The 25,982-nt window shown below is 64.2% G+C and carries 23 protein-coding genes and 1 tRNA gene; 21 read left to right on the top strand and 3 right to left on the bottom strand.

The window, feature by feature from the left end:
- Positions 1 to 179 precede the first annotated feature (179 nt).
- The 3 genes from AYJ57_RS15355 to AYJ57_RS15345 all read left to right on the top strand — a co-directional run bounded on the left by AYJ57_RS15355 (position 180) and on the right by AYJ57_RS15345 (position 1,984).
- Positions 180 to 497: a hypothetical protein gene (locus AYJ57_RS15355; RefSeq protein ID WP_335740017.1), complete on the top strand. Its 318-nt coding sequence runs from the start codon at positions 180 to 182 to the stop codon at positions 495 to 497.
- A 294-nt stretch (positions 498 to 791) separates the two neighbouring features.
- A complete protein-coding gene (locus AYJ57_RS15350; protein WP_066107843.1) occupies positions 792 to 1,196 on the top strand; it encodes a DUF983 domain-containing protein in 405 nt (134 codons plus the stop codon).
- Positions 1,197 to 1,249: 53 nt separating this feature from the next.
- A complete protein-coding gene (locus AYJ57_RS15345) occupies positions 1,250 to 1,984 on the top strand; it encodes an NUDIX hydrolase (protein WP_066107840.1) in 735 nt (244 codons plus the stop codon).
- On the opposite strand, the gene AYJ57_RS15340 is transcribed toward AYJ57_RS15345, so the two are convergent.
- Positions 1,963 to 2,295, bottom strand: a complete 333-nt coding sequence (locus tag AYJ57_RS15340) for a hypothetical protein (RefSeq protein ID WP_237220250.1) — start codon at positions 2,293 to 2,295, stop codon at positions 1,963 to 1,965. The genes AYJ57_RS15345 and AYJ57_RS15340 overlap by 22 nt on opposite strands.
- Positions 2,296 to 2,465: 170 nt before the next feature.
- On the opposite strand from AYJ57_RS15340, the gene AYJ57_RS15335 reads away from it, so the two are divergent.
- Positions 2,466 to 3,230: an alpha/beta fold hydrolase gene (locus tag AYJ57_RS15335; protein WP_066107835.1), complete on the top strand. Its 765-nt coding sequence runs from the start codon at positions 2,466 to 2,468 to the stop codon at positions 3,228 to 3,230.
- 192 nt (positions 3,231 to 3,422) lie between these two features.
- Here the strand turns inward: AYJ57_RS15335 and AYJ57_RS15330 are convergent, their stop codons facing one another.
- The gene (locus AYJ57_RS15330; protein ID WP_066110377.1) at positions 3,423 to 4,391 is read right to left on the bottom strand and encodes a LysR family transcriptional regulator; all 969 of its coding nucleotides are present in this window, start codon (positions 4,389 to 4,391) and stop codon (positions 3,423 to 3,425) included.
- Positions 4,392 to 4,537: 146 nt separating this feature from the next.
- On the opposite strand from AYJ57_RS15330, the gene hisD reads away from it, so the two are divergent.
- From hisD to AYJ57_RS15305, 5 genes are all read left to right on the top strand, one after another.
- On the top strand, positions 4,538 to 5,824 hold the full coding sequence (hisD, locus tag AYJ57_RS15325; protein WP_066107833.1) for a histidinol dehydrogenase: 1,287 nt from the start codon (positions 4,538 to 4,540) through the stop codon (positions 5,822 to 5,824).
- A 220-nt stretch (positions 5,825 to 6,044) separates the two neighbouring features.
- Positions 6,045 to 6,764, top strand: a complete 720-nt coding sequence (locus AYJ57_RS15320) for an EF-hand domain-containing protein (protein WP_193789548.1) — start codon at positions 6,045 to 6,047, stop codon at positions 6,762 to 6,764.
- Between the two features lie 83 nt (positions 6,765 to 6,847).
- Positions 6,848 to 7,432 (top strand): RNA polymerase sigma factor, encoded by a 585-nt coding sequence (locus AYJ57_RS15315; RefSeq protein ID WP_442974819.1) that lies wholly within the window; start codon positions 6,848 to 6,850, stop codon positions 7,430 to 7,432.
- On the top strand, positions 7,425 to 7,796 hold the full coding sequence (locus AYJ57_RS15310) for a hypothetical protein (RefSeq protein ID WP_083191314.1): 372 nt from the start codon (positions 7,425 to 7,427) through the stop codon (positions 7,794 to 7,796). The genes AYJ57_RS15315 and AYJ57_RS15310 overlap by 8 nt, the downstream gene beginning before the upstream one ends.
- A gap of 2 nt (positions 7,797 to 7,798) precedes the next feature.
- On the top strand, positions 7,799 to 8,335 hold the full coding sequence (locus AYJ57_RS15305; protein WP_083191313.1) for a periplasmic heavy metal sensor: 537 nt from the start codon (positions 7,799 to 7,801) through the stop codon (positions 8,333 to 8,335).
- 42 nt (positions 8,336 to 8,377) lie between these two features.
- Here AYJ57_RS15305 and AYJ57_RS15300 read toward each other — a convergent pair whose 3' ends face one another.
- On the bottom strand, positions 8,378 to 9,769 hold the full coding sequence (locus AYJ57_RS15300; protein WP_066110371.1) for a diguanylate cyclase: 1,392 nt from the start codon (positions 9,767 to 9,769) through the stop codon (positions 8,378 to 8,380).
- A 219-nt stretch (positions 9,770 to 9,988) separates the two neighbouring features.
- Between AYJ57_RS15300 and AYJ57_RS15295 the strand changes: the two genes are divergently transcribed.
- The 12 genes from AYJ57_RS15295 (at position 9,989) to AYJ57_RS15235 (ending at position 25,972) form a co-directional block, all read left to right on the top strand.
- Positions 9,989 to 10,270, top strand: a complete 282-nt coding sequence (locus AYJ57_RS15295) for a DUF3572 domain-containing protein (RefSeq protein WP_066107822.1) — start codon at positions 9,989 to 9,991, stop codon at positions 10,268 to 10,270.
- On the top strand, positions 10,267 to 10,980 hold the full coding sequence (locus tag AYJ57_RS15290) for an HAD family hydrolase (RefSeq protein WP_066107819.1): 714 nt from the start codon (positions 10,267 to 10,269) through the stop codon (positions 10,978 to 10,980). The genes AYJ57_RS15295 and AYJ57_RS15290 overlap by 4 nt, the downstream gene beginning before the upstream one ends.
- Before the next feature lie 172 nt (positions 10,981 to 11,152).
- The gene (locus AYJ57_RS15285; RefSeq protein WP_066107816.1) at positions 11,153 to 11,761 is read left to right on the top strand and encodes a heme NO-binding domain-containing protein; all 609 of its coding nucleotides are present in this window, start codon (positions 11,153 to 11,155) and stop codon (positions 11,759 to 11,761) included.
- Positions 11,758 to 12,870, top strand: a complete 1,113-nt coding sequence (locus tag AYJ57_RS15280; protein WP_066107812.1) for a GGDEF domain-containing protein — start codon at positions 11,758 to 11,760, stop codon at positions 12,868 to 12,870. The genes AYJ57_RS15285 and AYJ57_RS15280 overlap by 4 nt, the downstream gene beginning before the upstream one ends.
- 75 nt (positions 12,871 to 12,945) lie before the next feature.
- A tRNA-Gln gene (locus AYJ57_RS15275) sits at positions 12,946 to 13,020 on the top strand.
- Positions 13,021 to 13,218: 198 nt separating this feature from the next.
- Positions 13,219 to 15,867 carry a tyrosine-type recombinase/integrase gene (locus AYJ57_RS15270; protein ID WP_193789547.1) on the top strand — a complete coding sequence of 883 codons (2,649 nt, stop codon included), beginning with the start codon at positions 13,219 to 13,221 and terminating at the stop codon, positions 15,865 to 15,867.
- Between the two features lie 243 nt (positions 15,868 to 16,110).
- On the top strand, positions 16,111 to 16,782 hold the full coding sequence (locus tag AYJ57_RS15265; protein WP_066107805.1) for a hypothetical protein: 672 nt from the start codon (positions 16,111 to 16,113) through the stop codon (positions 16,780 to 16,782).
- A 281-nt stretch (positions 16,783 to 17,063) separates the two neighbouring features.
- On the top strand, positions 17,064 to 18,236 hold the full coding sequence (locus AYJ57_RS25915; protein WP_157374197.1) for a hypothetical protein: 1,173 nt from the start codon (positions 17,064 to 17,066) through the stop codon (positions 18,234 to 18,236).
- Between the two features lie 619 nt (positions 18,237 to 18,855).
- Positions 18,856 to 19,998: a DUF6361 family protein gene (locus tag AYJ57_RS15255; RefSeq protein WP_066107801.1), complete on the top strand. Its 1,143-nt coding sequence runs from the start codon at positions 18,856 to 18,858 to the stop codon at positions 19,996 to 19,998.
- Entirely contained in the window at positions 19,995 to 21,773 is a 1,779-nt protein-coding gene (locus AYJ57_RS15250) for a hypothetical protein (protein WP_066107796.1), read from the top strand. The genes AYJ57_RS15255 and AYJ57_RS15250 overlap by 4 nt, the downstream gene beginning before the upstream one ends.
- Complete coding sequence (locus AYJ57_RS15245) at positions 21,770 to 24,784, top strand: hypothetical protein (protein WP_066107793.1); 3,015 nt, start codon at positions 21,770 to 21,772, stop codon at positions 24,782 to 24,784. The genes AYJ57_RS15250 and AYJ57_RS15245 overlap by 4 nt, the downstream gene beginning before the upstream one ends.
- 489 nt (positions 24,785 to 25,273) lie before the next feature.
- Entirely contained in the window at positions 25,274 to 25,972 is a 699-nt protein-coding gene (locus AYJ57_RS15235) for a hypothetical protein (RefSeq protein ID WP_157374195.1), read from the top strand.
- Positions 25,973 to 25,982 lie beyond the last annotated feature (10 nt).

The following is a 25,982-nucleotide window of genomic DNA, read 5'->3' as shown; positions in this document are numbered from 1 at the left end:
AACGGCGGCAGGACGATCGCGCTAGGGCCAATGATCGCTGCGTCCAGCAACGAATCGGTGAATTGAAAAACCCGTGCGCATGGGGCATTCTGGTGCAAAGCCTCGATGAGGAGGGCGCAAAGCCCCGGAGGCACAGGCAAGGGCAGCGAATGGGCAGGCGGATGAAGCCAATTTATCTGGTGACGATTCTCGCGTTCGTGGCGGGCTGCGGCGGCGGCTCGCGCGACTATGACGTGACGCGCTTCGCGACCGGACCGGTCAGCAAGGCGTGCATGAATTCCGACCGCAAGGCGCGCAGCCGGGCGCTCTGCGGTTGCGTGCAGGCTGCGGCGGACACCGAACTCAGCTATGGCGACCAGCGCAAGGCGGTCGGCTTCTATCGCGATCCTCATCGCGCGCAGGAAGTGCGTCAGTCTGACCGCAGCTCGGACCGCGATTTCTGGAAGCGCTATTCGGCCTTCGTCAATCGCGCCGAAAGCCTGTGCCGCGGGATCTGATCGCCCGCAGGCGCGGTGGCTGGGGCGGGGCGGGCTCAACGACCAATGCATTGCGACCTCTGACCTCAGGGCGCGGCGCTAAACGCTGGCGCCCTTAGGCACATATCGGGCCGCGCGAACGCGCCAGCCCGACCCACCCTGCGAAACCCTTGGAAAGCTGCATCTGCGGCCCGACATTTGCGACAACACGCCGCTGCGCGCCTCTGTCCTCTTTAAACGTGAGGGCCCATGCGCCACCTTTGTGCGATGCAAACCGAGGTGCCTTCTATGTCCCATTTGCCGCCGGAGACCGGCATGCCGGCTAAACCACCCGCCGGCTCCGCTACCGCGAGCGCCGAGCGTGAGACATGGCCCGCCGTCTGGCGCGGCTTTCGTCGGCGCTGTCCGAGTTGCGGCAACGGGCCGATTCTGCGCTCCTATCTTAAGGTGCGCGATCATTGCCCCGTGTGCCGCGAGGATCTGCATCACCACCGCGCCGACGACGGCCCGGCCTATCTGACGATCCTCATCGTCGGCCACATCATGGCGCCGGCGCTGCTTTGGGTGTTCACCACGTGGCGGCCTGAGCCGCTGATCCTGATCACGATCTTCCTTATTGGCTGCATCGGGCTTTCCCTCTACCTTCTGCCGCGACTGAAGGGGGCGATCGTGGGCTTCCAATGGGCGCGCGAGATGCATGGTTTCGCGCGCGAGCCCTGAGCCCGCGCAACGACGTCCCCGCCGATAAGACCGCAGGAAGGCAGGGCAGAGGCATGAGCAGCGACAAGACAGCGATCCGCGACGCATCCACGGTGATCGTGCTGCGCGACCGGGACAGCCGTCCCAGCATCCTGATGGGCCAGCGCGGCGCCGCGGCGGCCTTCATGCCCAACAAGTTCGTGTTTCCCGGCGGCGCGGTGGACGAGGTCGATGCCGAGGTGAAGCTGGCTGGCCCGCTGCCCGCGCTCTGCGCCGCGCGGCTGGCCGAGGATGCGCCCGCGGGCCGTGCCAATGCGCTGGCGGCGGCGGCCATCCGCGAGCTTTGGGAAGAGACCGGGCAGATCCTTGGCTGGCCGGGCAAATGGCCGGTTGCGCCGGAGGGCTGGGAAGGGTTTGCCGAGACCGGCCACCGCCCCGACGCCTCGGCGCTGCAGTTCGTATTCCGCGCGATCACCCCGCCGGGCCGTCCGCGCCGTTTCGATGCGCGCTTCTTCCTTGTCGAGGCCGAGGCGCTGCGCAGCGACCCCGATGATTTCTCTGCCGCCTCGGATGAGCTGTCGCACCTGCAATGGGTGCCGCTCGACGAGGTGCGCCGCTTCGATCTGCCGTTCATCACCGAGGTGGTGCTGGCCGAGGTCGCCGCCCGCGTCGAAGACCGCAAGCCGCCGCGCTCGGTGCCGTTCTTCCGCAATGATGACGAGGAAAGCCTCTTCCTGCGCCTGCGGGGCCGCGCGCCGGACCAGCCCGAAAGCGACCGCCCGCGCCGTCAGCTGCGCATCAGAAGGTAATATCCCGCAAAAAGCAGCGCCGCGAGCAGGGCGAGGTTGAACATCAGCCCGCCCAGAACGCCCAACTGCCAGTAGCGGCGGCGGGCCTTGGCGTCGATGCCCTCGAGATGGGCGGCGACGCGGGTTTCGGCCCGGCGCAGCGCTTGCATATCGATCTGTTTGGCGAGCTTGGGGTGGCCGGTCATGCCCTGCGCCGCGCGCAGCTGTGCCAGATCGCGCCGCGCCCACCGCGGCAGGCGATGCGCCGCGCGGCTTGCGCGCTTCTCGAAACTGCCCTTGCCGAGCCCGAGGCGGCTTTCGAAGAGCGGCATCAACCGTGCGCCGATTTGAAGGTCCTGATCCATAGGCGCACAGTCGGAGATTTGTCGGGGCCGCGCAACTTCCTTCGAAGGAAGTTGCAAATCTCTTCGAAGAGATTTGGCCGCGCGGACCCAGCGCTTTTGGCCTTTTCCCACCCGCGCCCGCGGCTTAGACAGGGCGCATGCTGAACATGATCCGCCACGGCTCCGCCACCGACCTCCCGCCGCTCGTCATCGTGCATGGGCTCTTTGGCTCCGCCCGCAACTGGGGCGTGATCGCCAAGCGGCTGTCGGACCGGCGTGAGGTGATCGCGGTGGACCAGCGCAACCACGGCGACAGCCCGCGCAGCGAGAGCCACAGCTACCCCGACATGGCGGCTGACATCGCCGAGGTGATCGAGAGTCTCGGCGGCAAGGCCGACGTGCTGGGCCATTCCATGGGCGGCAAGGCGGTCATGGTGCTGGCGCTGACCCGCCCGGATCTGGTGAACCGGGCGATCCTCGCCGATATCGCGCCGGTGACCTACACGCACAGCCAGATGGAAAACATCGAAGCGATGCGCGCCGTGGATCTGACGCAGGTCGAGAAGCGGTCCGAGGCAAACGACCAGCTGGCCGCGCATATTTCCGATCCGACGCTGCGCAGCTTCTTCACCCAGTCGCTCGACCTGCAGAACAAGCGCTGGAAGCTGAACCTCGACGTGCTGGCGGCGGAAATGCCGAAGATCATTGGGTTTCCGCAGATCGACGGGCAGTTCGACGGGCCCGCGCTGTTTTTGTCGGGGGCAAACTCGGACTATGTGCAGGCCGAGCACCGGCCGCGGATCAAAGAGCTGTTCCCGAACGCGAAATTCGCGAAACTACCGGGCTGCGGTCATTGGCTGCACGCCGAGAAGCCGCGCGAGTTCGAAGCGGCGGTGCGGGCTTTCCTCGATCTGACCGCCTGAGGTCTGAACGCCCGAGGCGCGGCTCGCTGCCCGATTTGCGGGCGCTGCGGGCGGGTAATTCGAATTTCCCAAATCTGCGCATTCCCGTTCCGAAAAATCCCTGTCTTTCCCTTGCTCCGGGGAGGGCAGGGCGGCTTGTAGTTTCCGAAAGCCTTATGTTCAGAAAGGAAAGCCCCTATGCGCGCGCAGCCCTCAGTCGCCTTCGAGCAGGTGCAGCCTGCCGTCGAGCCAGGGCAGTTGGCGCAGCGCGGGGCTGATCACCAGATCCGAGACCAACTGACGCATGGTGCGCGCCACGTCGCGCGGCACACGGTCGGCCCAATCGGCGGCGGCGAAAAGCGAAATGGTGCGCGAGAAGGGCTTGATGGGCAGCGGATGTGCCTCGATCCGGTCGTGCACCCGCGCCGCGCGCATGAAGCCGAGCGGCGTGGTGATGCCCCAGCCGACGCCGCGCGCCACCAGCGTCATCAGCGACAGATGGGCGCCGATCTCGAACCGCTCGGGGAAGTCGAGCTTGAGCCGCGACAGATGCGTTTCGATCTGCCGTCCGATCAACTGGTCGCGGTCGTAGCGCAGCAGCGGCAGCGCCGACATGAGCGCCTCGGTGCCGCCTGCCTCGCGCGCCTTGCCGCGCGGCGCCACCAGCACGAAGGGATCGCGCACAAGCGGGTATTCGATCACCCCCTGCGCCGCCGTGCCGGGGCTGGCTGCGATGGCGATATGCAGGTGGCGATCGGTCATCGCCTGCATGATCTCATGGCTCGGTGCGGTCACCAGCTTGAAGCGGCAACGGGTCATATTCTCGGCGAGGATGGTGACCAGTTGCGGCGTCAGATCATTGTCGAAATCGTCGATGACGCCGAGGTTGAGCTGCGACAGATGCGTCAGATCCATCACTGTCAGCTCGTTCTGCGCCAGCCGCAGCTGGCCCAGCACCGCCTGCGTGCGCATCAAGAACGAGCGTCCCGCCGGGGTCAGTTGCATGGGCCTGCGTCCGTGATCGACGAGATCGGCACCAAGCGCTGTTTCGAGATTTCGCAACTGCTGGCTCACCGCGGGCTGGCTGAGCCCGGTGCGTTCGGCGGCCTGCGCCACCGAGCCGCTGGCGGCCAGCGCCTCGAACACCTCCAGCCCGCGCAGGGTGATCCCCTTCATCAGCATCGCCTCGTCCCTCATCCGCTGTGGCGCCGCCGTGCCGGTGCCCGACTGCGCCATGGCTTGGTCCGGGCGCGGCCCGGGCTCGGCTCGACCCTCGCACAGATTTACAAAATCCGAAACTCCCAAGCGACAGGCCAGTGTTTTCTCCCATGTCCGTAACCTATCTCAAATCCGCTCCCGGCCTGCCGCCGCGCTCTGCCGCCGATACCGCAGACATCGTTCAGATCATGCTGGCGCGGCTGCGCAGCGAAGGCGCCGAGGCGGCGCGCGACTACGCCGCGCGGCTGGACGGCTGGCAGGGTGACATCCTCGTGCCCGCCGCGCGGCTGGCCGAGGCGCAGCGGGCGCTGCCGGTCTCGCTGCTGGAAGATATCGCCTACGCGCACGCCAACATCCGCGCTTTCGCGCAGGCACAGCGCGCCTCGGTGCAGGAGTTCGAGGTCGAACTGCGTCCCGGCCTGCGCGCCGGGCAAAGGTTGATCCCCGTGGGCTGTGCCGGCTGCTACGTGCCGGGCGGGCGCTACGCTCATATCGCTTCGGCGCTGATGACGGTGACCACCGCGCGGGCCGCCGGGGTCGAGACGGTCATCGCCTGCTCGCCGCCGGGTCCGGAGGGTATCCATCCGGCGATCCTGCACGCGCTGCATGTGGCGGGGGTGGACGAGGTGCTGGCGCTTGGCGGGGTGCAGGGCATCGCCGCGATGGCCTTCGGCCTCTTCGGCCAGCCAGAGGCGGATATCCTTGCGGGGCCGGGCAATCAGTTCGTCGCAGAGGCCAAGCGGCAGCTGTTCGGGCCGGTGGGGATCGACATGGTCGCCGGGCCCACCGACGTGATGATCCTTGCCGATTCCTCCGCCGATCCGGACCTGGTCGCGCTCGATCTTTTGGGGCAGGCCGAGCATGGGGGCAATTCGCCGGTCTGGCTGGCCACCGATCACCGCCCGCTGGCCGAAGCGGTGATCGAGCGCCTGCCGCGCCTTGCGCAGACGCTGCCCGACCCCAACCGGAGCGCTGCGCGCGAGGCGTGGGCGCAGCTTGGCGAGGTGATGCTGGTGCCGGGCCGCGAGGAACTGGCGGCGCTGGCGGATCACTATGCGCCCGAGCATCTGCATGTGCAGGCCCGCGATTTGCCATGGTGGGGCGCACGGCTGCGCGCCTATGGCTCGCTGTTTCTGGGCGCTCAGACCACGGTTGCCTTCGGCGACAAGGCGGCGGGACCAAACCATGTGCTGCCCACGGGCCGCGCGGCGCGGCACACGGGCGGGCTGTCGGTGCATAAGTTCCTCAAATGCGTGACATGGCAGGAAGCGGACCCGCAGGCGCTGCCCGATCTCGCCCGCGCCAGCGCCGGAATTTCCCGCGCCGAAGGGATGGAAGGCCATGCCCGCAGCGCCGAGGCGCGGCTCGCGCCGGCACCGCTGCGCGCGGTCGGATGAGGGTGCGGCGCAGATAAGTGGCGCCAGTCACGGTCCTGTGATGTGCCTCTAAGATGCTGATAAATAGTGTATTTGTGGCATCCCTTTGCCCGTCCCGCACAACCCTGCGAAAATTTCTTCTCTCGCAGCGACGGGACCTTTCCGGCGCTGCGTAAAAGCTTGTGATCGGCAGGCACTGAGGCCTCCGGCGAAAGTAGCGATGAATGAGGAGATCGCAGCGATGACACGCATGAACAAACTGATGACCGGTGCCGCCCTTGTGGTTCTGGGCACGGCGAGCCTTGCCTTTGCTGCAACCGACGCCAAGCCGATGGGCCCCCGTGGCGATCGCCCGGCGCCCATGACGCAGATGTTCGAGACCTTCGACACCGATGGCAACGGCAGCATCAGCCGCGACGAATTCGCGGCCAACGGCCCGGCGGCAGGTTTTGCCGACGCCTATGCGGTGGCGGATGCCGATGGCAACGGTGAATTGGAAGGCGACGAGTTGATCGCCTTTGCCGATGCCCGCAAGTCGGCGCGCGAAGCGCAGCAGCTGGAGATGCGCAAGGCGCGCATGGAGCAGCGCATGCTCGAGCGGTTCGACGCCAATGAAGACGGCAAACTGACGCTCGACGAGATGCAGGCGCAGGGGCCGATGGGCTTCTTCGACCGCTTCGATGCGGATGAGAACGGCGAAGTCAGTCAGGACGAACTGGCACAGGCTGGCCCGATGCGTCAGGGCCCCGGCGGCGAAGGCCCGCGCGGCGGCAACGACCGGATGATGCGCCATGACGGCGGTCAGGGTGGCCAGTTCCGCGGCGAGCAGGGCCATGGCGGCCCCGGCGGCCACGGCGGTCAGAAGGGCATGGGCTTCAAGCGCGGCCCGCAGGACGGCAGCGGCCCGCGTGGCGGCGAAGGTCCGCGCGGCGGCGGCATGCAGGACTTCTGGCAGTACTGAACGGAACCGGGCGGGCCGCGCGTTGCGGCCCCCCGGCCATTGCGTGGCCCGTCGCTTCGGGCTAGCGCAGAGGAATGGACCGGATGCCCTTTGATGCCATGAGCGAAGCAAGCGACGAGGCGTTGCTGGCGGCCTATGCCGCCGGTGATCAGACCGCGGCACGGGCGCTGGTTCAGCGCCTTGCGCCGCGCGCCTTTGGCCATGCCGTCCGGATGCTGGGCGACCGGGCCGAGGCGGAAGATGTGGCGCAGGAGGCCCTGTTGCGGCTGTGGCGCGCCGCGCCGTGCTGGCGCGACGGCGAAGCGAAGGTCTCGACATGGCTCTACCGGGTCGTGTCCAATCTTTGCATCGACCGGATTCGTCGCCGCCGCGGCGGTACGGTGGATCTGGACGAGATCGCCGAACCTGCCGATCCGGCCCCCGGGGCCGAAGCGGCGCTGCAGGGCCGCGCCCGCGAAGGCGCACTGCAAGAAGCGCTGGACGCGCTGCCCGAACGGCAGCGGCAGGCGGTGGTCTTGCGGCATCTCGAGGGGCTTTCGAACCCCGAGATCGCCGGGATCATGGAGATTGGCGTGCGCGCGGTGGAGAGCCTTACCGCGCGTGGCCGCAAGGCGCTCGAGGGTCTGCTGGCCGGAAAGCGCGCAGAGCTGGGGTACGACGATGACTGACGAGCGCAGGATTGAAGAAGGGGATCTCGGCCCCCTGTTCGAGGCGGAACGGCGCGACGCCGCGCTGCCTTCGGGGGACTGGATGGCGCGTATGGAGGCGCTGGCGCTCGCCGAGCAGCCCGCCCCGCGCCCGGCTGACGTGCCCCGCGCTGCCGCGTCTCGTGGCGGCGGTTGGCGCGCCGCGCTGCGCGCCTTCGGAGGCTGGCCCGCGATGGCCGGGCTTGCGGCGGCATGTGCCGCAGGTGTGTGGATCGGCGTTGCCTCGCCCGATGCGATGTCGACGCTGATCTCTTACGACACCAGCAGCACACTCTCGGCGCTCGACCCGTCGAGTGGCTTTGACTACGCGATGTTGGGACTTTGAGAATGGCATCTGAAACACCGAAACCGGCGAGCTCGCAGGCTGGCGGCAGCACTGGGCGCTCGCCGCGCTGGATGCGCTGGCTGCTGCTCGGCTCGCTGGCGCTGAACCTTGCGGTCGTGGGGATTGTTGCGGGCGGCGTGCTGCGTCACGGCGGGCCTGATCGCAACGGGCCGCCGCGCGGCCGCGACTTTATCGCGCCCTATACGTCTGCGTTCTCTGACTCGCAGCGCCGCGAATTGGGGCGCGAGCTTTTCGCCTCCTTCGAGCGCAAGCGCGGCGACGCACGACCCCCGGCACCGTTCCGTGCCTATCGCGAAACGCTGGAACTGCTGCGCGCTGAGCCTTTTGACCGGGCGGGGTTCGAGCAGGTGTTGAGCGCCCAAGATGCGCGAGCTGCAGAGCGGCAAAAGATGGGCCAGCAGGTGCTGGTGGACTATGTCTCGGGGCTGTCGCCCGACGAGCGGGCTGCCTATGCCAATCGGCTTGAAATGAAGCTCGACGAATTGGCGAAACGCCTGCCTCCGAAAAAGCGCGACTGATTGCGCGCCGAACGGGTGGTTCTGTCCGGCATAGACGCCCGGTCAGCGCCGCAGGGCGCGCGGTGCGTCTTGCAGGCTGGGAGGCGCGAGCGCCGTTCTGCCCAGATGCACCTGATTGCGCCCGGCGTGTTTGGCGCGGTAGAGTGCTTGGTCCGCCCGCTTTAGCGCCTCCTCCGCGGTGTCCGGTCCGTAGCTGAGGGCCAGACCGATGCTGATGGTGACCTGCGGCGCGCAAAGTGGCTGTGTCGCGACCCGCCTGCACAGCTTCTCTGCCGCGGCAAGCGCTTGCGCGGCATCGGTGTTCGGCAGCGCGATGAGGAATTCCTCGCCCCCGAAACGCGCCACGAGGTCGGCGCTTCGCAGATCGCGGGCCAAGGTCCGCGCCGTGGCCGCGAGCACCTGATCGCCCACCGGGTGCCCGCAGCGGTCGTTCACCGATTTGAAATGGTCGAGGTCCGCAAGAAGGATCGCCAGCGGCTCGGCCTGCTGCTGCGCCTGTTCCAACATCCGTGCAAGATGCGGCAGCGCGTAGCGGCGATTGTGAAGCCCGGTGAGCGGATCGGTGACCGCGGCGCGCAGCCCTTTACGCAGCGCCTTGCGGTGGCTTTGGACCCGCCGCGCCCGGCTGATCAGACGCGGCAGGCGCAGGGCCAATTCCAACGGATCGAGCCCGCCCGAGAGCACATCGTCGGCCCCGAGGTCGAGCGCCTTGGCGGTGATCTCCGGCTGGCCGGGGCCGGTGACATAGACAATGCAGGGCGGATGTCCGCGCCGCTGCATGCGCAACTGCGACAAGAGCGCGAGCCCGCTGCCAGCGCCGCACCCTGTGTCGATGAGAATGATCGCCTCTGACGCGGGCGCGCGCGCCGCCAAGAGCCGTTCCGGCTCGGCGGTGCGCAGCTGCGCGTCGAGCGCGATACGAAGCTGCGCCGCGGTCGCATCGAGGGCCGGGTCGGCTGTGAGCGGCAGCAGCGTGATCTTGGGCGGCCTGCTGAACCCTTGCGGCGCTTCGGCTAGACCCAAGGCGCGCTGCGTGTCGTCGCGCATCCGCATTTCGTCGCGCGTGCGGGCATGGCTCAGCAAATTGCGCAGCCGGGCCAGCAGCAGCTCGCCATCGCTGCGGGCAATGACATCATCCGCGCCGACAGCGAGCAGCGCCAGCCGTTCCTCTGGGCGGTCCTCGTCGGAGCGCAGCACAAGCGGCGTATCGCGGTGACCGCCAAGCGCCCTGAGCCGGGTGCAGAAGGTGGTGCCGCACATATCCGGCAGCATGCTGCCCGCAATCACCAGATCGGGCGGCGTCGCGGCGGCGAGCCGCAGCGCTTCGGCGCCGCTCTCGGCGGTGGTGACCGTATAGAAGGCCGAAGCCAGCTTGGCCCGCAGCAGGATGCGCTGCTCGGCGGTGGCCTCGGCGATGAGGATCCGTCCTGTCATCTCGTCCAATCGTTCTCCTGCCGCGGCGCGGCGCCCTTCGCGCTAATGCCCGCTCGCGGCCTCCTCCAGCCAGCGCGGGGCATGGTTCCATTCGTCCCGTTGGGTCCCTAAGAAGCGCCCGCACCTGCGCGTTGCGGGCGGGGCTTGCATCCGAATGCGCGCTCAGTCTTTATGAAAACTGGTTAAAAAAGCCTTTCGAAATCCGGGAGAGACGCGAAGATGCTGGGCCGCGACCAAGCAGAACTGATCGGCTTGCAGGCCGCCGCATGGCTGGCCGCCAATGACGAGCTCTTGCCGGTCTTCCTCGGGGCGACAGGGGCTTCGATCGACGACTTTCGCTCGAATCTCTCCGATCCGGGCTTTCAGGGCGCCGTGCTGGATTTCCTGCTGATGGACGACGCATGGGTGCGGGCGTTCTGCGACGAAAGCGGCCATGCCTATGACGTGCCGTTTCAGGCGCGCCAGCATATGCCCGGCGGCGGCGAAGTGCATTGGACATGAGCCCGTTGCGCCACCGCGCCGACGGGGTGCTGTTCGACAAGGACGGCACATTGTTCGATTTTGCCCGCACTTGGAACGTTTGGGCGCTAACCGTGATGCGGCAGCTTGCCGGGGGCGAGGCTGCATTGATCTCGGCCATGGCGCGGGAGCTGCGCTTTGAGCTCGAGACCGAGTCTTTCTTCAAGGACAGCCCGGTGATCGCCGGGACCAATCGCGAGGCCGCCGAATGTCTGGCCCGCGGGCTGGGGCGTGCCGATGTCGGCGAGATCGAGGCTTATCTCGCGGCCGAGGCGGCGCGCGCGCCGCTGTCGGAGGCCGTGCCGCTGCTGCCGCTGCTCGAAGGGCTGGCGCGCGAGGGTCTGCGGCTTGGGGTCATGACCAACGACAGCGAGGCCTCGGCGCTGGCGCAACTGCGCGGGGCAGGAGTGGCGCAGAGTTTCGATTTCATCGCCGGTTTTGACAGCGGCCATGGCGCGAAACCCTCGCCAGAGCCGCTGCTGGCTTTTGCCTCGGCTGTTGGGTTGGAACCTGCGCGGGTGGTCATGGTCGGTGACAGCACCCATGATCTCGAAGCCGGACGGGCTGCGGGAATGATGACGGTTGCCGTGCTCACCGGCCCTGCGGAGGCTGATGACCTTTCTCCCCACGCCGATATGGTGCTGCCGGATATCGGCCATCTGCCCATGTGGCTGAAGTCTGAGGTCGCCTGATTAGGGATATCTGCCCAGTCCCTGACGGTTTACCGCTCCATTAATCTCTCTGCGCTAAAGTTCTGGCGGGCCTGCGTGGTGGCAGGCCTGCTTTGAGACGGGTTTGAGGATCGCGCTCGAGGATCGCCCTCAAGGATCGCAATGGAAACCCCAAAGACAGGAGGATGGGCGGATGCACGGGCTGGTCGCCCGAACACTCCAGTGCTTCTTGCAGGACACTTATGGGCCCGACCTCTGGCGAGAGATCGCGACCCGCGCGCGGCTCGAACTGCCGGATTTCGAGGCGATGCTCGACTATGAGGCGCAGCTTGTCGGGCGCGTTTTGCAGGCCGCCGAAGCCGAACTCGGCAAATCGCGCAATGTCATGCTCGAGGATATCGGCACCTATCTCATCACCCATCCCAACAACGAGGGACTGCGCCGGCTGATGCGCTACGGCGGTGAGGATTTCATCGACTTCCTGCACTCGCTCGAGGAACTGCCGGGGCGCGCGCGACTCGCGGTGCCTGACCTCGATCTGCCGTTGCTGGAATTGCGCGATGTGGCTTCCCGGCAGTTCACACTTATCTGCCACTGCAGGCCGCCCGCGAGCACTGGTTTTTCCCATGTCATGGCTGGCGTGCTGCGGGCCATGGCAGATGATTACGGCGCGCTGGCCCTGCTTGAGTTGCGCGACGGAAGCGGAAGCTGTGAGCTGATCGACATCACGGTGATTGAGACCGCCTTTGCCGAGGGGCGCCGGTTCGATCTGGGCGCGCATGGGGCGGGGTGCCGCCGATGATGGAGCTGAGCCTGCCACAGACCACGCTCGATGCGCTCTGTCCCATGCACCTGCGTCTGGATGCGAGCGGCCGGATCGTCGCGCTGGGTCCGACCCTGCGCCGCGTGCTGCGCGGGGGTGCAGAGCGGGCGGGGGCAGACTTCGGCGGCCAGCACTTCACCAGTCTCCTCGAGATTTTCCGTCCGCGCCGGATCACCGACATCACCCAGCTTCATGCGGCGTCTGGCCGTAAACTGCATGTTCGCTTCACTGGTCGCGCCGAAGAGCGCCGTGGCGGTCTGCGCGGGCTTGCGCTGCCGGACACGGGCGGCGGGGCGGTGCTCAACCTCTCGTTCGGTATTGGCGTGGTCGAGGCGGTGCGCGATCACGCGCTGACCAGCAGCGACTTCGCCCCGACGGATCTGGCCATAGACATGCTCTATCTTGTCGAGGCGAAATCGGCCGCGATGGAGGCCTCGCGCACCCTCAATCGGCGTTTGCAAGGGGCGATGCTGGCCGCCGAGCAGCGCGCCTTCACCGATCCGCTGACCGGCTTGCGCAACCGCCGCGCGGTGACCCATGCGCTGGCCGAACTGCTGCGCCGTGATGCCGAATTCGCGCTGATGCATGTGGACCTCGATTTCTTCAAGCGGGTCAATGACACGCTGGGCCATGGGGCAGGGGACCGCGTGCTGCAGCAGGTGGCGCGGATCATGCTCGAGCTCACGCGGCGTGACGACACGGTGGCGCGGGTGGGCGGCGATGAGTTCATCATCATCCTCGTCGGGCTCACCGACGCCGAGCGGCTGTCGGAACTGGCCGAACATCTGATCCGGCGTCTGGAGGCGCCGGTGGCCTTGGGAGAAGAGCGCGCGCGGATCTCGGCCAGCATCGGCATCGCCGCCAATGGGGAGGCTGCGCGCTATCGCAGCGCCAGCGCGCTGCTCGAGGATTCCGACACAGCGCTTTACTCTGCGAAGCGCGCGGGCCGCGGACAACACGCGTTCTTTCGGCGCCCGCCCGAGGGTGTCACAAGCGGGCAGGGCAACGCTCTCAGGGCCGCGCCGGAGGGCGATCCCGGGTGCGAGAGCCCAGAGCCAAAGGGTCGCGGCGGGGCTGCCGCTAGGTGAAGTAAAAAAGACCAAGAAATTTTCTAGAAGGGGGTTGCGCCCCTCCGGCCTCTGGCGTAAATCCCGCGCCACGGTTGGGGCGTAGCCAAGTGGTAAGGCACCGGTTTTTGGTACCGCGCACCGTAGGTTCGAATCCTACCGCCCCAGCCAATGACATCCACAAATTCCATACCTTACAATGGGATAGCCGCTGATCAGGCGGCCAGCCTCCCGTCTCCACGACGCGGTGGTTCACAAACTGGTTCACATGGATCGGGGCGTGGATCGCGCAAACCAGGCAGGAAATGGGGGCTGCATCTCGTCCGCAGAAACGGGGTCTTCTACTTCCGCAGGCGCTGGTCGATAACCTTGCGTCAGGCGGGGGCGCCCGCGTTTCTGTCGGTTTCCCTGCGCACACAAATTCTCTCCGAAGCGGTCAAACGGTCTGCCGACCTGCTGTCCGCCATCGAGGCAGGAGAGAAAAGAGTGCTCGAACAAATTCAGAACGCGTCGGCAAACGACGTCCAGGTCAAGGCGATGCTGCGGGAGCTTGTGCGACGTGCCATCGCAGGGCTGGTCGCGCGGCAGGAAAGCGAAATGCCGATCGCCAATTCCGACACCTATCTTGATGGCATTGCCGCCGAGACACGCCAGATCGTCGCGGCGCAGCGCAATCGGGACTGGGCCATGGCGGAGCATTTTGCCGCGGGTGTCGCTGCAGAGAATGGGATCGAGGCATCCGCCTTGGTCACGCCGCAGATCGCGCGGCAGGTCCTCGCGCTCATGCGCCAACTCCATGACCTCTCGACAGAAGTTGAGCGGGACTTTTCAGACCCTCTTCATGTTGGACGTCACCTGATTCTCCGCCACGATCTGGCCGCCACGCCCGAAGCTTTCAACCCCCCGATGCGCGTCTCGGACGCCGTCGAGAAGGCATGCGATGAAGCCCCGCGCGACACCGAGAGCAAGATCCGCGTGATGGGTAAGCTTGCGATCGCCTTTTTCGGCGATATCCCGGTCGCCTCAATTTCACTCGAGCAATCCTTCACGTTCCTCCATGCCGTATGGATGTTGCCGAAAGGGTGGGGCAAAGGGCACGGCCGAAATGGACCCGATCAGGTCGGGCGCGATCTCTGCCCGCTCGAAGAGACTCGCCAGGCGGACGAGAAGGATGCTCATGTTCTGGCCGAGATCATGAGCCTCGAGCACCTTTCGGTGCCGGACAAGCGTCGCAGGCTGGTGCTCGAGCTCACGCCACGATTGACCGACGGATATCTCTTTGTGCACCGCGACATGCTTAACCGCATCTTTCGCGCGGCTCTCGGCAGGTCACGTGTCGGTCGCGACCTTGACGACGGCCATCGGGTCATCCCTTCGCACGCTCAACTCAAGCGGCGTCTCTACAAGTGGCACAAGGACCAGAAGACGGCCTGCGGCCTGCCAAAGCGGGTCTCGCGACCGAAGCGGCGCTTGTCCTGGTCTCTGGAGCATGTTGCTCAGCTTCTCGGCTCGCCAATCTATCTTGGGAGCAAGTCGAAGAAGCAGCGCTGGCGCAAAGCAACTGCGAGCGATCGGCATATTGTGCGCGACGCCATTTATTGGGTCCCGCTCATCATGTTGACCATGGGGGTGCGACCTGAGGAAATCCTTCAAGCGGCGGTGCGCGATGTCGTCCGGCGCGACGGCGTGCTCTGCATTTTCTTCGGTGAGGAAGAAGACATCATCCTGAAGACCGAACAGTCCCGACGCATCCTGCCGGTCCCGAAGATCTTGCTGAACCTTGGATTTCGTGAGTGGGTCGTTTCGAAACTGCAAGCGGGAGACACCTGGCTGTTCCCGGAAATTCAGCCGGACAAGAATCACGGCCGTCGCTCGCAGATTTTCGGCGACCGGTTTCGGACGCTGCTGAAGCACCTGAAATTGCTTTGCAACCGGGAAGACCTCTACGCGATGCGCCGAACCTTGTCCTCAAAGCTCATGCACGCTGGAACAGATACTGGCACCCGGCAGAAAATCCTGGGGCACCTCGAGGGCACCACGGTCGACAGGTACTACTCGGACCATGGCCTCCTGGAATTGCGCAAGATCCTCGATTCGGTCGACTACGGGTTCGTCGTGGGCCGTGATCGGCGGCATGCGTTCCCTGTCATCACAGGGACATCGACACTGCTGTTGCCGTCGCTGGATGTTGACGTTGCGTTGACAGATGCCGGCGACCTTGCTGCGCTCCAACTCCGAGATTCAGAGACGGATGAGGTGCTCTTCGAGGCTGCTGTTGCCGGTCGGAAGGCGCCGAGCGGTTACCCTTGGAACGACTGCGCGCCGCTTCAAGCTGCCGAGATCGCAAAAAAGATTGTCACTCTGGCGCGGGACCACGCGATCACGTTCCCGGCCAGCGAAGAGGCCACGTCAGCGCTCGAGCACCTGCTGATCCTGGCAGAGGAGCCGCCCAGCCAGTTTCCCGAGGCCGTTTCCGGGCCGGTCGCTCCGACCGAGCATGCCGCCGTGGAAGCCGCGACAGATATCAATGTTGCGGCGGACATGTCACCGGACGCAGATCGAGGGACCCTGGCTGCGGGTGATATTGTTGTGTGCGCCTTCCCATCCTCGCGCCCCGGGACAGTGGCCCCCGCACCGAGGCCCTGCCTTGTTGTGAATGTCCGCACCCTGGCCGGACGGACTCATCTCGATCTGGCCTGGGGCGGTCCCCTGACCGCCGCGAGCCCGGCACCCTATGAGCTTGCGGTGTCGCAGCCCGCGGAACTCGCAACAGCCCGAGTGGACATTCCGACACGCTTCAATCTCCGGCGTCGCGTTCTTGTCTCCGAAGATTGCCACGCAGTCCTGCAAAAGCGCCTGGGGCGCATTCCTCCCGCGGCTGCCTTGCGCCTGCGCGACTGCCTGACTTTCGCCGGAGATGTCTCTCCCGTGCCTCTTGAGGAGGCACGGTCCCCCGCGAGACCGCTGACCATCGAGCGGCGCCGCAGCAAGTCTGTGCGCTCGCAATACGGGCGCTGAGGTCCGGCCTCCGGTCCCTGGCCAGGAGAGCTGAAAGTTTCCATGCGCGGATAGCGGCGCTCGGCAGCCCGTACCTGACGCAATCTCTTCATGCGTGACGGTTCCTGCTCGGACCAGGAAAGTGCTTCTTCGGGCAAGAAAATGTTTCCGCCGCTTCCTGGCGCGACCAATCTTCTGAGGGAAGGCCATCTCAGAAGCCGGGTTTGTCAAATCCGGTTTGACAAACAGAAGGACAAACATCGAATGACACGTACATCGGAACGCAAGAAGCAGGGTGGCCGCCCGCCGAGCTACACTCAGGAACAGGTCTACGGGGTCATCGCGCGCCTCATCGCGTGCGGGACGCCCAGCCGAGCAATCGATGCGTCCATGGTCAAGCAGGAGCTCTGCAGCGCCTTTGGCATCAGCCCAACGGTTCGGCCCGAAAGTCTGCAGAAGCAAGTCGACATCGTGCTATCTGACTACGAGAGCGACGAAGCCGATGCCCTGCTGAGATCGCTTCCTGAAATGGTCACGGCTTCACTCGACCATTTCATGCAAGGGGCGCGGGAGGCTTTCGCGCTCATGGTCGCGCGGCAGAATGCCAGATGTCAGGCTCAGGCAAACAACGCCTGCGAGGAGCTGCGGGCGGAGAAGCGGACGGCGCTCTGGCGCATTTCCGAGCTCGAAGCTGAAGTTCACCGCCTCGAGAAAAACAGACAGACACTCATCAGTGAAAGAGACCATCACCTTGCGGAGGCAGAAAAGCTTCGCGAGAAAATTCGTTCAGATGATGAAGAGCTCAATCGTCTCCGGGGAGCCAATGAGCTTGTCCAGCTCCTGGTCTCACAGCTACAGCAGACCGGGCATGAAGACATGCCACGCGCAGCAGAGTCTGCAAGTCTGCAAGACAGGTCCGCAGCCAAGAGGGCCTGAAACCGACCCGAGATACGCGTTCACCGGAACCAGCTCGTGATTTCATAGCGCTGCCAAGCGGAAAGCTCGGCGGCGCTTTTCTTTCTGTCTTTCCGGGGTACTCAATTGCTCCACCGCATTTGCCGTGCCGTGGCGGACATGGTGGGGTTGATATCCGCCCCCCACGTTCAAGCCTGCAGAAGTGCAATAGGCCACTGTACGCGCCTTCAAATCTTGGCGGTCACTTCGGAATTTTGAGGGAATCGCTTCCGAAAATGTCCGAACGACCAATATCCACTTCCATGGATATCTTTCACACATACGAGGCGCTGACCTCCCCGTTTCCGCCTCAGCACCTTCAACGTGCTGGCACGCCCTTCGCCATCGCAACAGCGCTTGCTCTTCTGAGCAAGACGGAAGGGGTACCACTTTTCGCCCTCAAGTTCGGGCCGATAGAATTGGACGCCCGATATCCGGCGGCCAATGTTCCTCTGCACGCGCGCAGTGTGTTCAAGATGGAACTCACTCGCTACCAAGGCTGGCGCCGCACGGTGTTCGACGCCTTCCTATTGGATACTGGGTGCCCGCCTGAACAGGACCCAATCTCGGCATTGATGCGCATTGCGCGTCTCGAAATACCAGGGAATTCCTACCAGCATCTTCGTACGCTCCGGCGAGTGCTGCCCGACAGAACGGGGCCGAATGATCTTGGCTATGGCCAGGCTCTGCGCATCGACAAGGAAATCGAGCCACCCCTGAGGATCAGCTTCCGCACCAGCCTTAGCGTCTTGGATCGTCTCCATGCGCTGCCGCTTGCGAGAAAATCTCGACATCTGCTGCCTGCGGAGCCAATTGGTCGCCTGCCTCCACCAAGCAGCCACCTCTACCACGCTCCTCTGCCGCCGCGTCTGGATAGGGTGTATCGAGATGCATCGACCACGCTCCGGGCCGCAATTCCTTTCACATATCGCATGGCTTGCCTGACCGAGACCCTTAGCCCCGCCGCAGACCCGACCCTGGAAGAGCTGGCCGACAAGTCGCGCCTGTTGTGGGAGGTCGATCCTGCCTTTTTTGGATTTCGCCGCCCGACAAAGACTGCATTGAAGTCATACATTCGAAATATCGGAAAGCATGCCTCGGTCGGCCACTCGGCGCCTCAACGGGCCGTTTCTCCGACGCAGTTTGCTTGGGCGAAGCTTCGCGCACAGCTGCGATCGAGTGGGAAAGAAGAGCTGGTCCAGAGGACCTTTGGAGTCTCGAGGTACGCAATCCCGGCCGGGCTTGCTCCCCACGATTTGACCGCGGACTGGTTCAGTAAAACAATGGACGGGCTCCAGGGCGACCATCTGAGAGCGTTCCGCAGCGGCGCTTTCGCGCTGGACAGCCTTTTCGAGGGAGACGTCGTTCCTGGCATTCTTCTTCCTCCAGGCCGAAGCGGTCTGGAGCGCGAAAGATGCGAGCCAAGGGCGTCATGAACTCCGGCGTCGGTCGTTTTCCGTGGGGCATAGAACAGCTCCTGGTTCTTCGGTTGGTGCTCTCTACTGTTTCCGAGCACGTCCAGTGATCTGCATTGATCGGGCTGGGGTATCCTGGACACGGCGCCGCCGCTCAGCGCACTCGGTCATCAAGTGCCAAGCTTTTCTGGCCGATATCGCAGGTAAAGAAGACGGGCATTTTCCGAGATTCATATGCGGCTCCGCGCACCGGCGGCGGTACCGTCTGTATCAATGCGCCCGTTTGCCATGATCTGGCGATGGGACGGTTTGCTCGTCAATGGCCGGCACGCCTTTATGCTGCATTTTCCGCGGTGTGCCTGTGATATTGGCTTCTGTCAGGGTCGGACTATCACGTCGATGCCACCGAACCCCGCAGCGGATGCAGGCATGGCGCGAGGTGGGCGTTCCCACAAGCTTTGGGAAAATAGCAGGGCGTCACCGGCAAACGGAGTTCGGCCAAGCAAGCCACGGAGACGAGCGATTTTACCATGTGCGGTCGCGGTGTGACGCAATTGGGCCGCGCCTAAGTGACGCCTTGAAAGAGGCCTTGCGGCGGGAATAGGTTGCGACAGGTTTTTCTTTTGCCGCGGCTCTACGAATGACTGTGGCGCATAAGGGGTTCTTCGATTTGTCTGCATTGGGTTGGGTCTCCTTCGGAAAGGCCGAGGCGGAAGCCGTCCAGACTCTCATCGGGGCATTGAGCGACAGCGAGGCTCGCGATGAGCTAGGCTTGGGTTCTATCCGTGACGGTTTCTCTGATCTGCTCTTCCCGGGCACGAGCACGGTGCAGACCCGTCTGCGCTATTTCCTCTTCCTGCCGCAGATCTTTCGGGAGCTTGACCTCAAGCGGGGTGATCGCAAGACGCGGCTGCGCGAGGGAGAGGCGGCGTTGATCACGCGCCTGCAGTCGCTGCCCGAGGCTGATACGTGGTTGCTGATCGGCTCGGAGGCAGGAGAGAAGCTGAAGCGAATGCCGAGTGCGGTCTATTGGGGCGGCTTGGGGCTCTGGGGCGTCCGCAGCCCGGCATTCGCTCGCGCCGGGATCGGTGAGGTGCTTGATCGAATGGCCGAGGGGGAGGCTTGCTGGGAGGAGTGCCCGAGCATCGCCGCGAGCGACTCGCGGGGATTTGCTCTCACGTGCGAAGAGGCGGATTGGATTTCGGACCGCTGTTCTTCTATCCGTCACGGCGGGACGCTGTTGGGCTATCTCATGGCCCGTGCCGGGAAGCTGAAGGAACATCGGGACCTGGGGTCGCTGGCAGAGATCGACCTGCCACCGTCGATGCAGCAAGTCCTCAATCATGCACTGGCGTTTGCGGAAACGATGCATGGCGCGGCGCTTCTTTACAACCTGATGCTGGCCGAGCATTTCAGCCATGATGCACAGGAGGTCCATGCGAATGAACTCCGGAAATGGCGACAACGAGAGCAGTTTGGTCTGCCGACCTCGGCCCGCGATCTGATTGCGCCGCTTCTCAAGCAGGGACCGTTGGTGGGCTTTAATCCGAAGCAGCCAACTCTGCGCTTCATCGATGACTGGATCGGGGTGATGGGCGAGCCTGAAGGCCCCGCTGCCCGGGCGCTGATCACCCGGCGTGAGATCGAAACCAAAGGCAGCCGTGCCCGGTTGCGTTTCGTCCCGCAGGACTATCGCTGGAATGGAAGTTCAGGGGCGGGACAAATTCAGTATCGCTGGGGTGTCGTGCGCCGCTATCTCGATGACATGGCGGCAGCGGCGTGAAAGCAGATACGGTATTCGCCCCCGCACAACGGGTCGATTTTGGCGAGGCGCTGCTGCCCCCCGAGGGATACCGCCTTGAGGCCGCGCTCGGCACGACCTTCTCGATGGATTTCCTTACCGCACTGACGGTGCCGGTGTCGCTCGCTCTTCGCGGCGGTGTGCAGCGCGAGGAGCTGTTGGCAAGCCCCTTAGCCGCGCTTGCCGCCATGCGCCGCCTCGAGGATCGGGTGACGGTTTGTGTCGAGGCCGGGAATATCCATCCTCCCGCTGGAAAACGCACGGCGCTGGTCAGCCTGCTCGAGGGGCTCGTCAGGGAGGTCAGTCCCCCCAAGGGCGCGAGTTTCCATCCCAAGTTATGGCTCCTGCGCTTTGCGCCCGAAGACGGTGGGCCGATGCGGCAGCGCCTGATCATGATGTCGCGAAATCTGACAAGGGACCGCTCATGGGATGTGGCGCTGCGGCTAGAGGGAGAGGAGAAGGCCGAGCACCAACGCGCCAACGCTCCCTTGGTCGGGCTGATCGACTGGTTGCCGGTCGAGAAGAACTCCCATCTCCGCGGCCTGCGCGACGGCTTGCAGCATGTGCGATGGGAGCGCGTCCCAGGTTTCTCGCCACCGCTTTTCCATGCTCACCATCCGCTGGCGCAGGCAAGGGACCTCTGGCGACCGGGCAGGGGGCAACTCGCCGTGATCTCGCCCTTCTGTGACGATGCTGGGCTCGGCGCGCTGGGGCGCGATCGAATCCAGGCCCTTGTCGCCTGCGATGACTGGCTGGCCGCGCTGAAGAGCCCCTTGCCCCGCAGCCTGATGCTGGCCGATCACGGCCTGCCGGAACCCGACCCAGAGGCTGCGTTCTCGGCCGAGGACCGCGCCGGTTTGCATGCAAAGCTCTATGTCCTCGAACAGGGTGAAGATACAGTGATAACGCTTGGTTCGGGCAATGCCACTTCTGCCGGGCTGGGGCTGAATGGCCCGCGTAACATCGAGGTCTTCGCCAGTCTGCGCGGGCGGACGACCAATATCGGCGGAATCGGGCTCGACGGCGCCGGCATCCTTGGTGTTGGAGGTATCGGCCCCTTGCTGCAGGACTGGATGCCGCGGGCCCCGCGCGAGGATGAGATTGCGGCAAAGATTTTCAACGATGCCGTTCGGGCCGCACGCCACGCGATCATCGCCGCTGGCGCAAAGCTTAGTTTTGCTCCGCTGGAGGATCGCCTCTCTCTTAACTTGTCCCTCGTCTTGCCCGATTTGCCTGACATTGCAGAGATCCGTGCGCAGTTGGTGACGCGGGATAACGGTGTCTTACTTCAGGGCGCTGGTCCTTGGGATCTCGGCTCGGTGCGGCTCGCCGACGCGACCAGTTTCGTGCAATTCGATCTGTGCGGCCTTGATGGCGAGCGCGCAGGCTTCGTGACCAATCTCGAGGCCGAGGGGCTTCCCGAGGGGGATGCGCGGTTAAAGGCGCTGTTGTCGGACATCGTTCGGACCCCCGAGCAGTTCTTGAGCTTTGTCGCGGCCATGCTTGAACAGCGCCCAGATATCGAGGGAATGATTAGGGCTGCCAGCGAAGGCGGCGGCAGCGCGAGAGGCACCCGACCGGTACCTCCGGTTCTCGAGACCATGCTCGCGGCCTATCTCGATGACGACGGCCCGGCGCGGTTGCGCGATCTCGATCGCGTGGTCGGGCTGATGGGGCGCGACCTGGGTGGCGAGGTGATGCGGGAGTTTCTAAACCTCTGGGGTGAATTCAAAACGGCATTGGGGAAGGCGGCGTGAGCTTCGATCCGCAACAGCTACTTTCGGGGCTGAAACCTTTCCAGCGCGCCACCGTCGACTACGTGATGTGCCGCTTTGATGTCGGCGCACCGCGCTTCCTCGTGGCCGACGAGGTCGGGCTGGGCAAGACCCGCGTCGCGCAGGGTGTGGTGGCACATGTCCTGTCGCGCCTGCCCGAGGGCGAGCGCGCCGATATCATTTATGTCTGCTCGAACAGCGCAATTGCCCGGCAGAACCTGCGGCTGCTTAATGTCCTGGGCGATGCCGAGGTTCGCGCAACCCGCCTTACCCTGCTGTGCGACGCCACGACCCGGCTGCGTGACGACGCGGCCAATTTCATCGCACTCACCCCGGCGACGAGTTTTGACAAGTCTGGCGGGCTCGGTGTTGCCCGTGAACGGGCGCTGATCCGCAAGCTGCTGCAGGACCGCATCGAAGGCGATCGGCTCGACAATCTGCTGCGACATCCAGCGCAGAAGCACTGGACGGGATATGTGGCTGCGGCAAAACTTTCCGAGACGATCGACTGCGAAGCCACCGCGGAACTGCTGCTCGCCGACGGTATTGAAGAGCGCATCCGGACCGCCGACCTCGGCAATAGCGACGTGCGTCGCCCGATTGTCCAGGAGTTGCTGCAGCGGCTGGCACGACATGCCCTGACCTCGCTGCGCCCGAAGCTGGTGATCTTTGACGAGTTCCAACGCTTCCGAAATCTCTTTGCCGAGGGCGACAGCGAAGCGCAGGCCCTGATGCGGACGTTCCTTCAGGCAGAGGCTGCCGGGGCCCGCGTTTTGTTTCTCTCGGCGACGCCCTACCGAATGCTGACACTCAATGGCGATGATCCGACGGCTGGGGATCATCATGCCGATTTTCTTGAGACCATCTCGGTGCTTTATGGCGATGAGGGGCCGGCCGCTGCCGAAGCCCTGCGTGAAGAGATGCGCCGCTTTCGTGATCACCTTCGGGATTTCGCCCAAGGCCACACGCCGCAAGCCGCCGAGGCGCGTACAGCCGTCGAGAGCCGGCTGCGCAAGGTAATGAGCCGACACGAGCGGGTGGCGGGCGACAGCGGGGACGCAGGAATCCGGCGTAGGATCCTGTCTGTCCCTGTCCAGGCAGATGACCTGCGACAGGCCAAGGCCGTACATCAAGTCGCCAAGGCGATCCGGGGGCATGGCGCAGTCGAATACTGGAAATCTGCCCCTTATCTCTTCAGTTTCATGGGCGACTACGATCTTGCGAAGAAGATCAGGGCATTTCCGGCACGCGCCAAGCTGGCATCGACCGGAAAGCCTGCCATGGTTTCCGAGCACAAACGGCAACGCTTCGAGCGCATCCCTCCTGGCAACGGCCGGATGCGAGCTCTGATCGAGGAGACGCTCGATCAGACTGACCTTCATCGCAGGCTATGGTTGCCACCCTCGCTACCCTATCTGCAGGGGGGCGAAAGCCTGACAAAGACGCTGATCTTCTCGGATTGGCAGATGGTGCCCGAAGCGGTGGCGGCGCTTGTCTCCTACGAGGCAGAGCGCAGGCTGCGCCGCGAGCGCGGCTTGAGAGGTGCGCCGAAGAAGCGAGAGGTGCCGCTCCTGCGCCTGCGCACGAACGCCGAGCAGATCGGCGCCAGCATGCATGTCATGACATTGCTATATCCCTCGGCCTTCCTGGCCCGCGTGGTCGACCCGTTGCGGATCTGGCGTGAGCATGGGGCGATATCGGCCGTGGAGATGCAGGCCGAGGCCGAGAAGCTGATTGCCGGCGCACTTGAAGAAATATCGCTTCCTGAGGCAAAAGGGAGAGTTGCATGGGAAGTTCTCGCCCGGCTCGACCGGTGTGAGCCGGGCTGGGCGCGCGCGATCCGGGAGGGCCTTAGGGCGGGCTCCAGTCGCGAGGCGACTGGTGCCGCCGCCGCCTGCCTTGACGCTTTCGTCGCTGGCAGTCCGGAGTTGCCTGAGGCCGCCGCAAGCTCTGCAACCATCCGCTTCCTCGCACGTGTCGCCCTGGGCAGCCCGGCGACCTGCCTATTACGTGCTCTCAATCGCTATGCCGATCTGCCGGCTCCTCAACGCGCTTTCATGGCGGCGCAGGTTGCGATGGGCTTCCTCACACTCTTCAATCACCGCGAAGTACGGCCGCTGCTTCTCTCCGAGGGCAGCGAAGGCGCCTGGTCTCGCGCGCTTGATTACTGTGCCGAACATGATCTTCAGGCCGTCCTCGACGAATATGTCTTCCATCTAACCGGCGGAAAGCTGGTAGAGGGCCAGGAAGAAGGCGAGCCCGCGCATCGGGGCCTGGCTCGCCGTATGCGCGAGGCCATCGGTTTGCGCACCGCGCCGATCACTCTGCACAACCCTTTCCATGACGAGGGACGCTCGCGGCGCAGCATGCCTTCGCATCTCGCGGCCCGCTTTGCGGCCAATGCATCCCGGGACCAGGAAGGCGGCGGTGTGCGCATTGACACCCTCCGGGATTCCTTCAACTCGCCGTTTAGGCCGTTTGTCCTGGCCTCGACCTCTGTCGGTCAAGAGGGGCTGGATTTCCATCTCTATTGCCACCGGCTCTGGCACTGGAATCTTCCTGGCAACCCGGTCGACATGGAGCAGCGCGAGGGGCGAGTCCAGCGCTTCCTGAACCATGCGGTGCGGCTGAACATAGCAACCAATCACTCCAAGGCTGCTCGCGATTCGGAAGGTCCCGCCTGGCCGGCCATGATCGCCTCGGCAGAGATCGAGGTGAATGACCGCGGCGAAGCCAGGCTCGGCCTGAGACCGCATTGGCTTTATGCCGGCGATGCTCCGGACCCAGTCGAAATTGAAACCGTGCTGCCTCTGCCGCCACTATCCCGTGAAGCACAACGTGCCATGTGGCTCCTCCGGACAACGGCCCTTTACCGGCTCGCCTTCGGGCAGCCGCGGCAGTCCGATCTTCTTACCATCCTGGAGACAGCCGAGTTCGACGAGACAACAAGGGAGCAGCTTCTGATCCGCCTCGCGCCGCCGGTGGCGCCTTAGTTTTGTCGGAAGTACGCCAGTCTGGCGATGGGCCAGGTGACCTCCGTTAACCTCGACCCCGCCGTTCATTGCGCTCATTCGATGCTGAGCGCCAAGGTGGCACAGAGCCATCGCAAGACAGTGGGTGTGCGCGTCGTGAGACTTCTGCTCGGGTACATTGAGATGGATAGGGGCGTTCGCTATTTGGGCGCTGACCTAGTGTTCACCGTTTGACAGAAGATTCCAATCTTGGCTCCGGGGGGCTCGGTTGTTTGAGCTAAGCTCTGAGGGGCGGCAATGCCGGACCCTCTTGGCTTTCGCTGCATTTGCTGCATGCGCTCGGGTGTCGGGCCGCGATGCGCAAGTAGCGGACGGACATTTCTTGGCGACGCCGGGTGATCAAAGCTACTGTTCCTTGCTTTGACGAGGCTTCCAATGTCTCTCAACGCCAACTACTGTCTACGTTGCCGGGTGTAGGCTGAGATTGAAACCAACTCAGAAGTTGATCGAATGCTGGAAAAAGCGCGCCGAATGGCGATAAACTCATACCGTGTTTGCGGGGATATTGATGGTAGGGATTTTCAGGGGTTCCGCCCTCCAATTCAGCAGGAGAAGAGAAGGTTAGTAAAGATAGCGGTTATCGACGATCAACCATTTGAGGCCGGGGTAAATTTGCGAAACTTCGGATACGACATATCGGAAGTAGGTGATGTCAAGAAGCTCAATGAGATCGACATCTACCCCGTAATATTGTGTGATCTTATGAATGTCGGGATGTTTTTCGACGCAGACTCTCAGGGGGCGTCTTTAATTCGCGAGATACGCAGAAACTATCCATCCAAATATATTGCCGCGTACTCGGGCTCAAGTGCGAACTCTACGCAGGCACAAAAGGCAAAACAATACGCTGACTCCTTCATCAAGAAGGACTCAGATATAGAAACTTGGGTTGAGAGGCTTGATGAGCTTATAAGTCGAGCAACAGACCCAAAGATCGTTTGGCAAAGAACGCGAGCCGCTATGGTCGCCGAGGATGTGGATACCCGATCAATTCTTATACTTGAGGACGCTTATGTGCAATCCGTGACCAAAGCCAAACCTGACCTTAGTCAAATGCGGGCGGTGATAAATGGCGACAATTTCTCCTCTGCGGCAAAGACCATTATCCTGAATCTCGCATCATCCGCGATATTTGCCGCCCTAGCTTGAGTAGGTGAGT

Origin of the sequence: Salipiger sp. CCB-MM3, from assembly GCF_001687105.1 — a bacterium.
GTDB lineage: Bacteria > Pseudomonadota > Alphaproteobacteria > Rhodobacterales > Rhodobacteraceae > Salipiger.
This window is presented reverse-complemented; position numbering and strand designations above follow the sequence as displayed.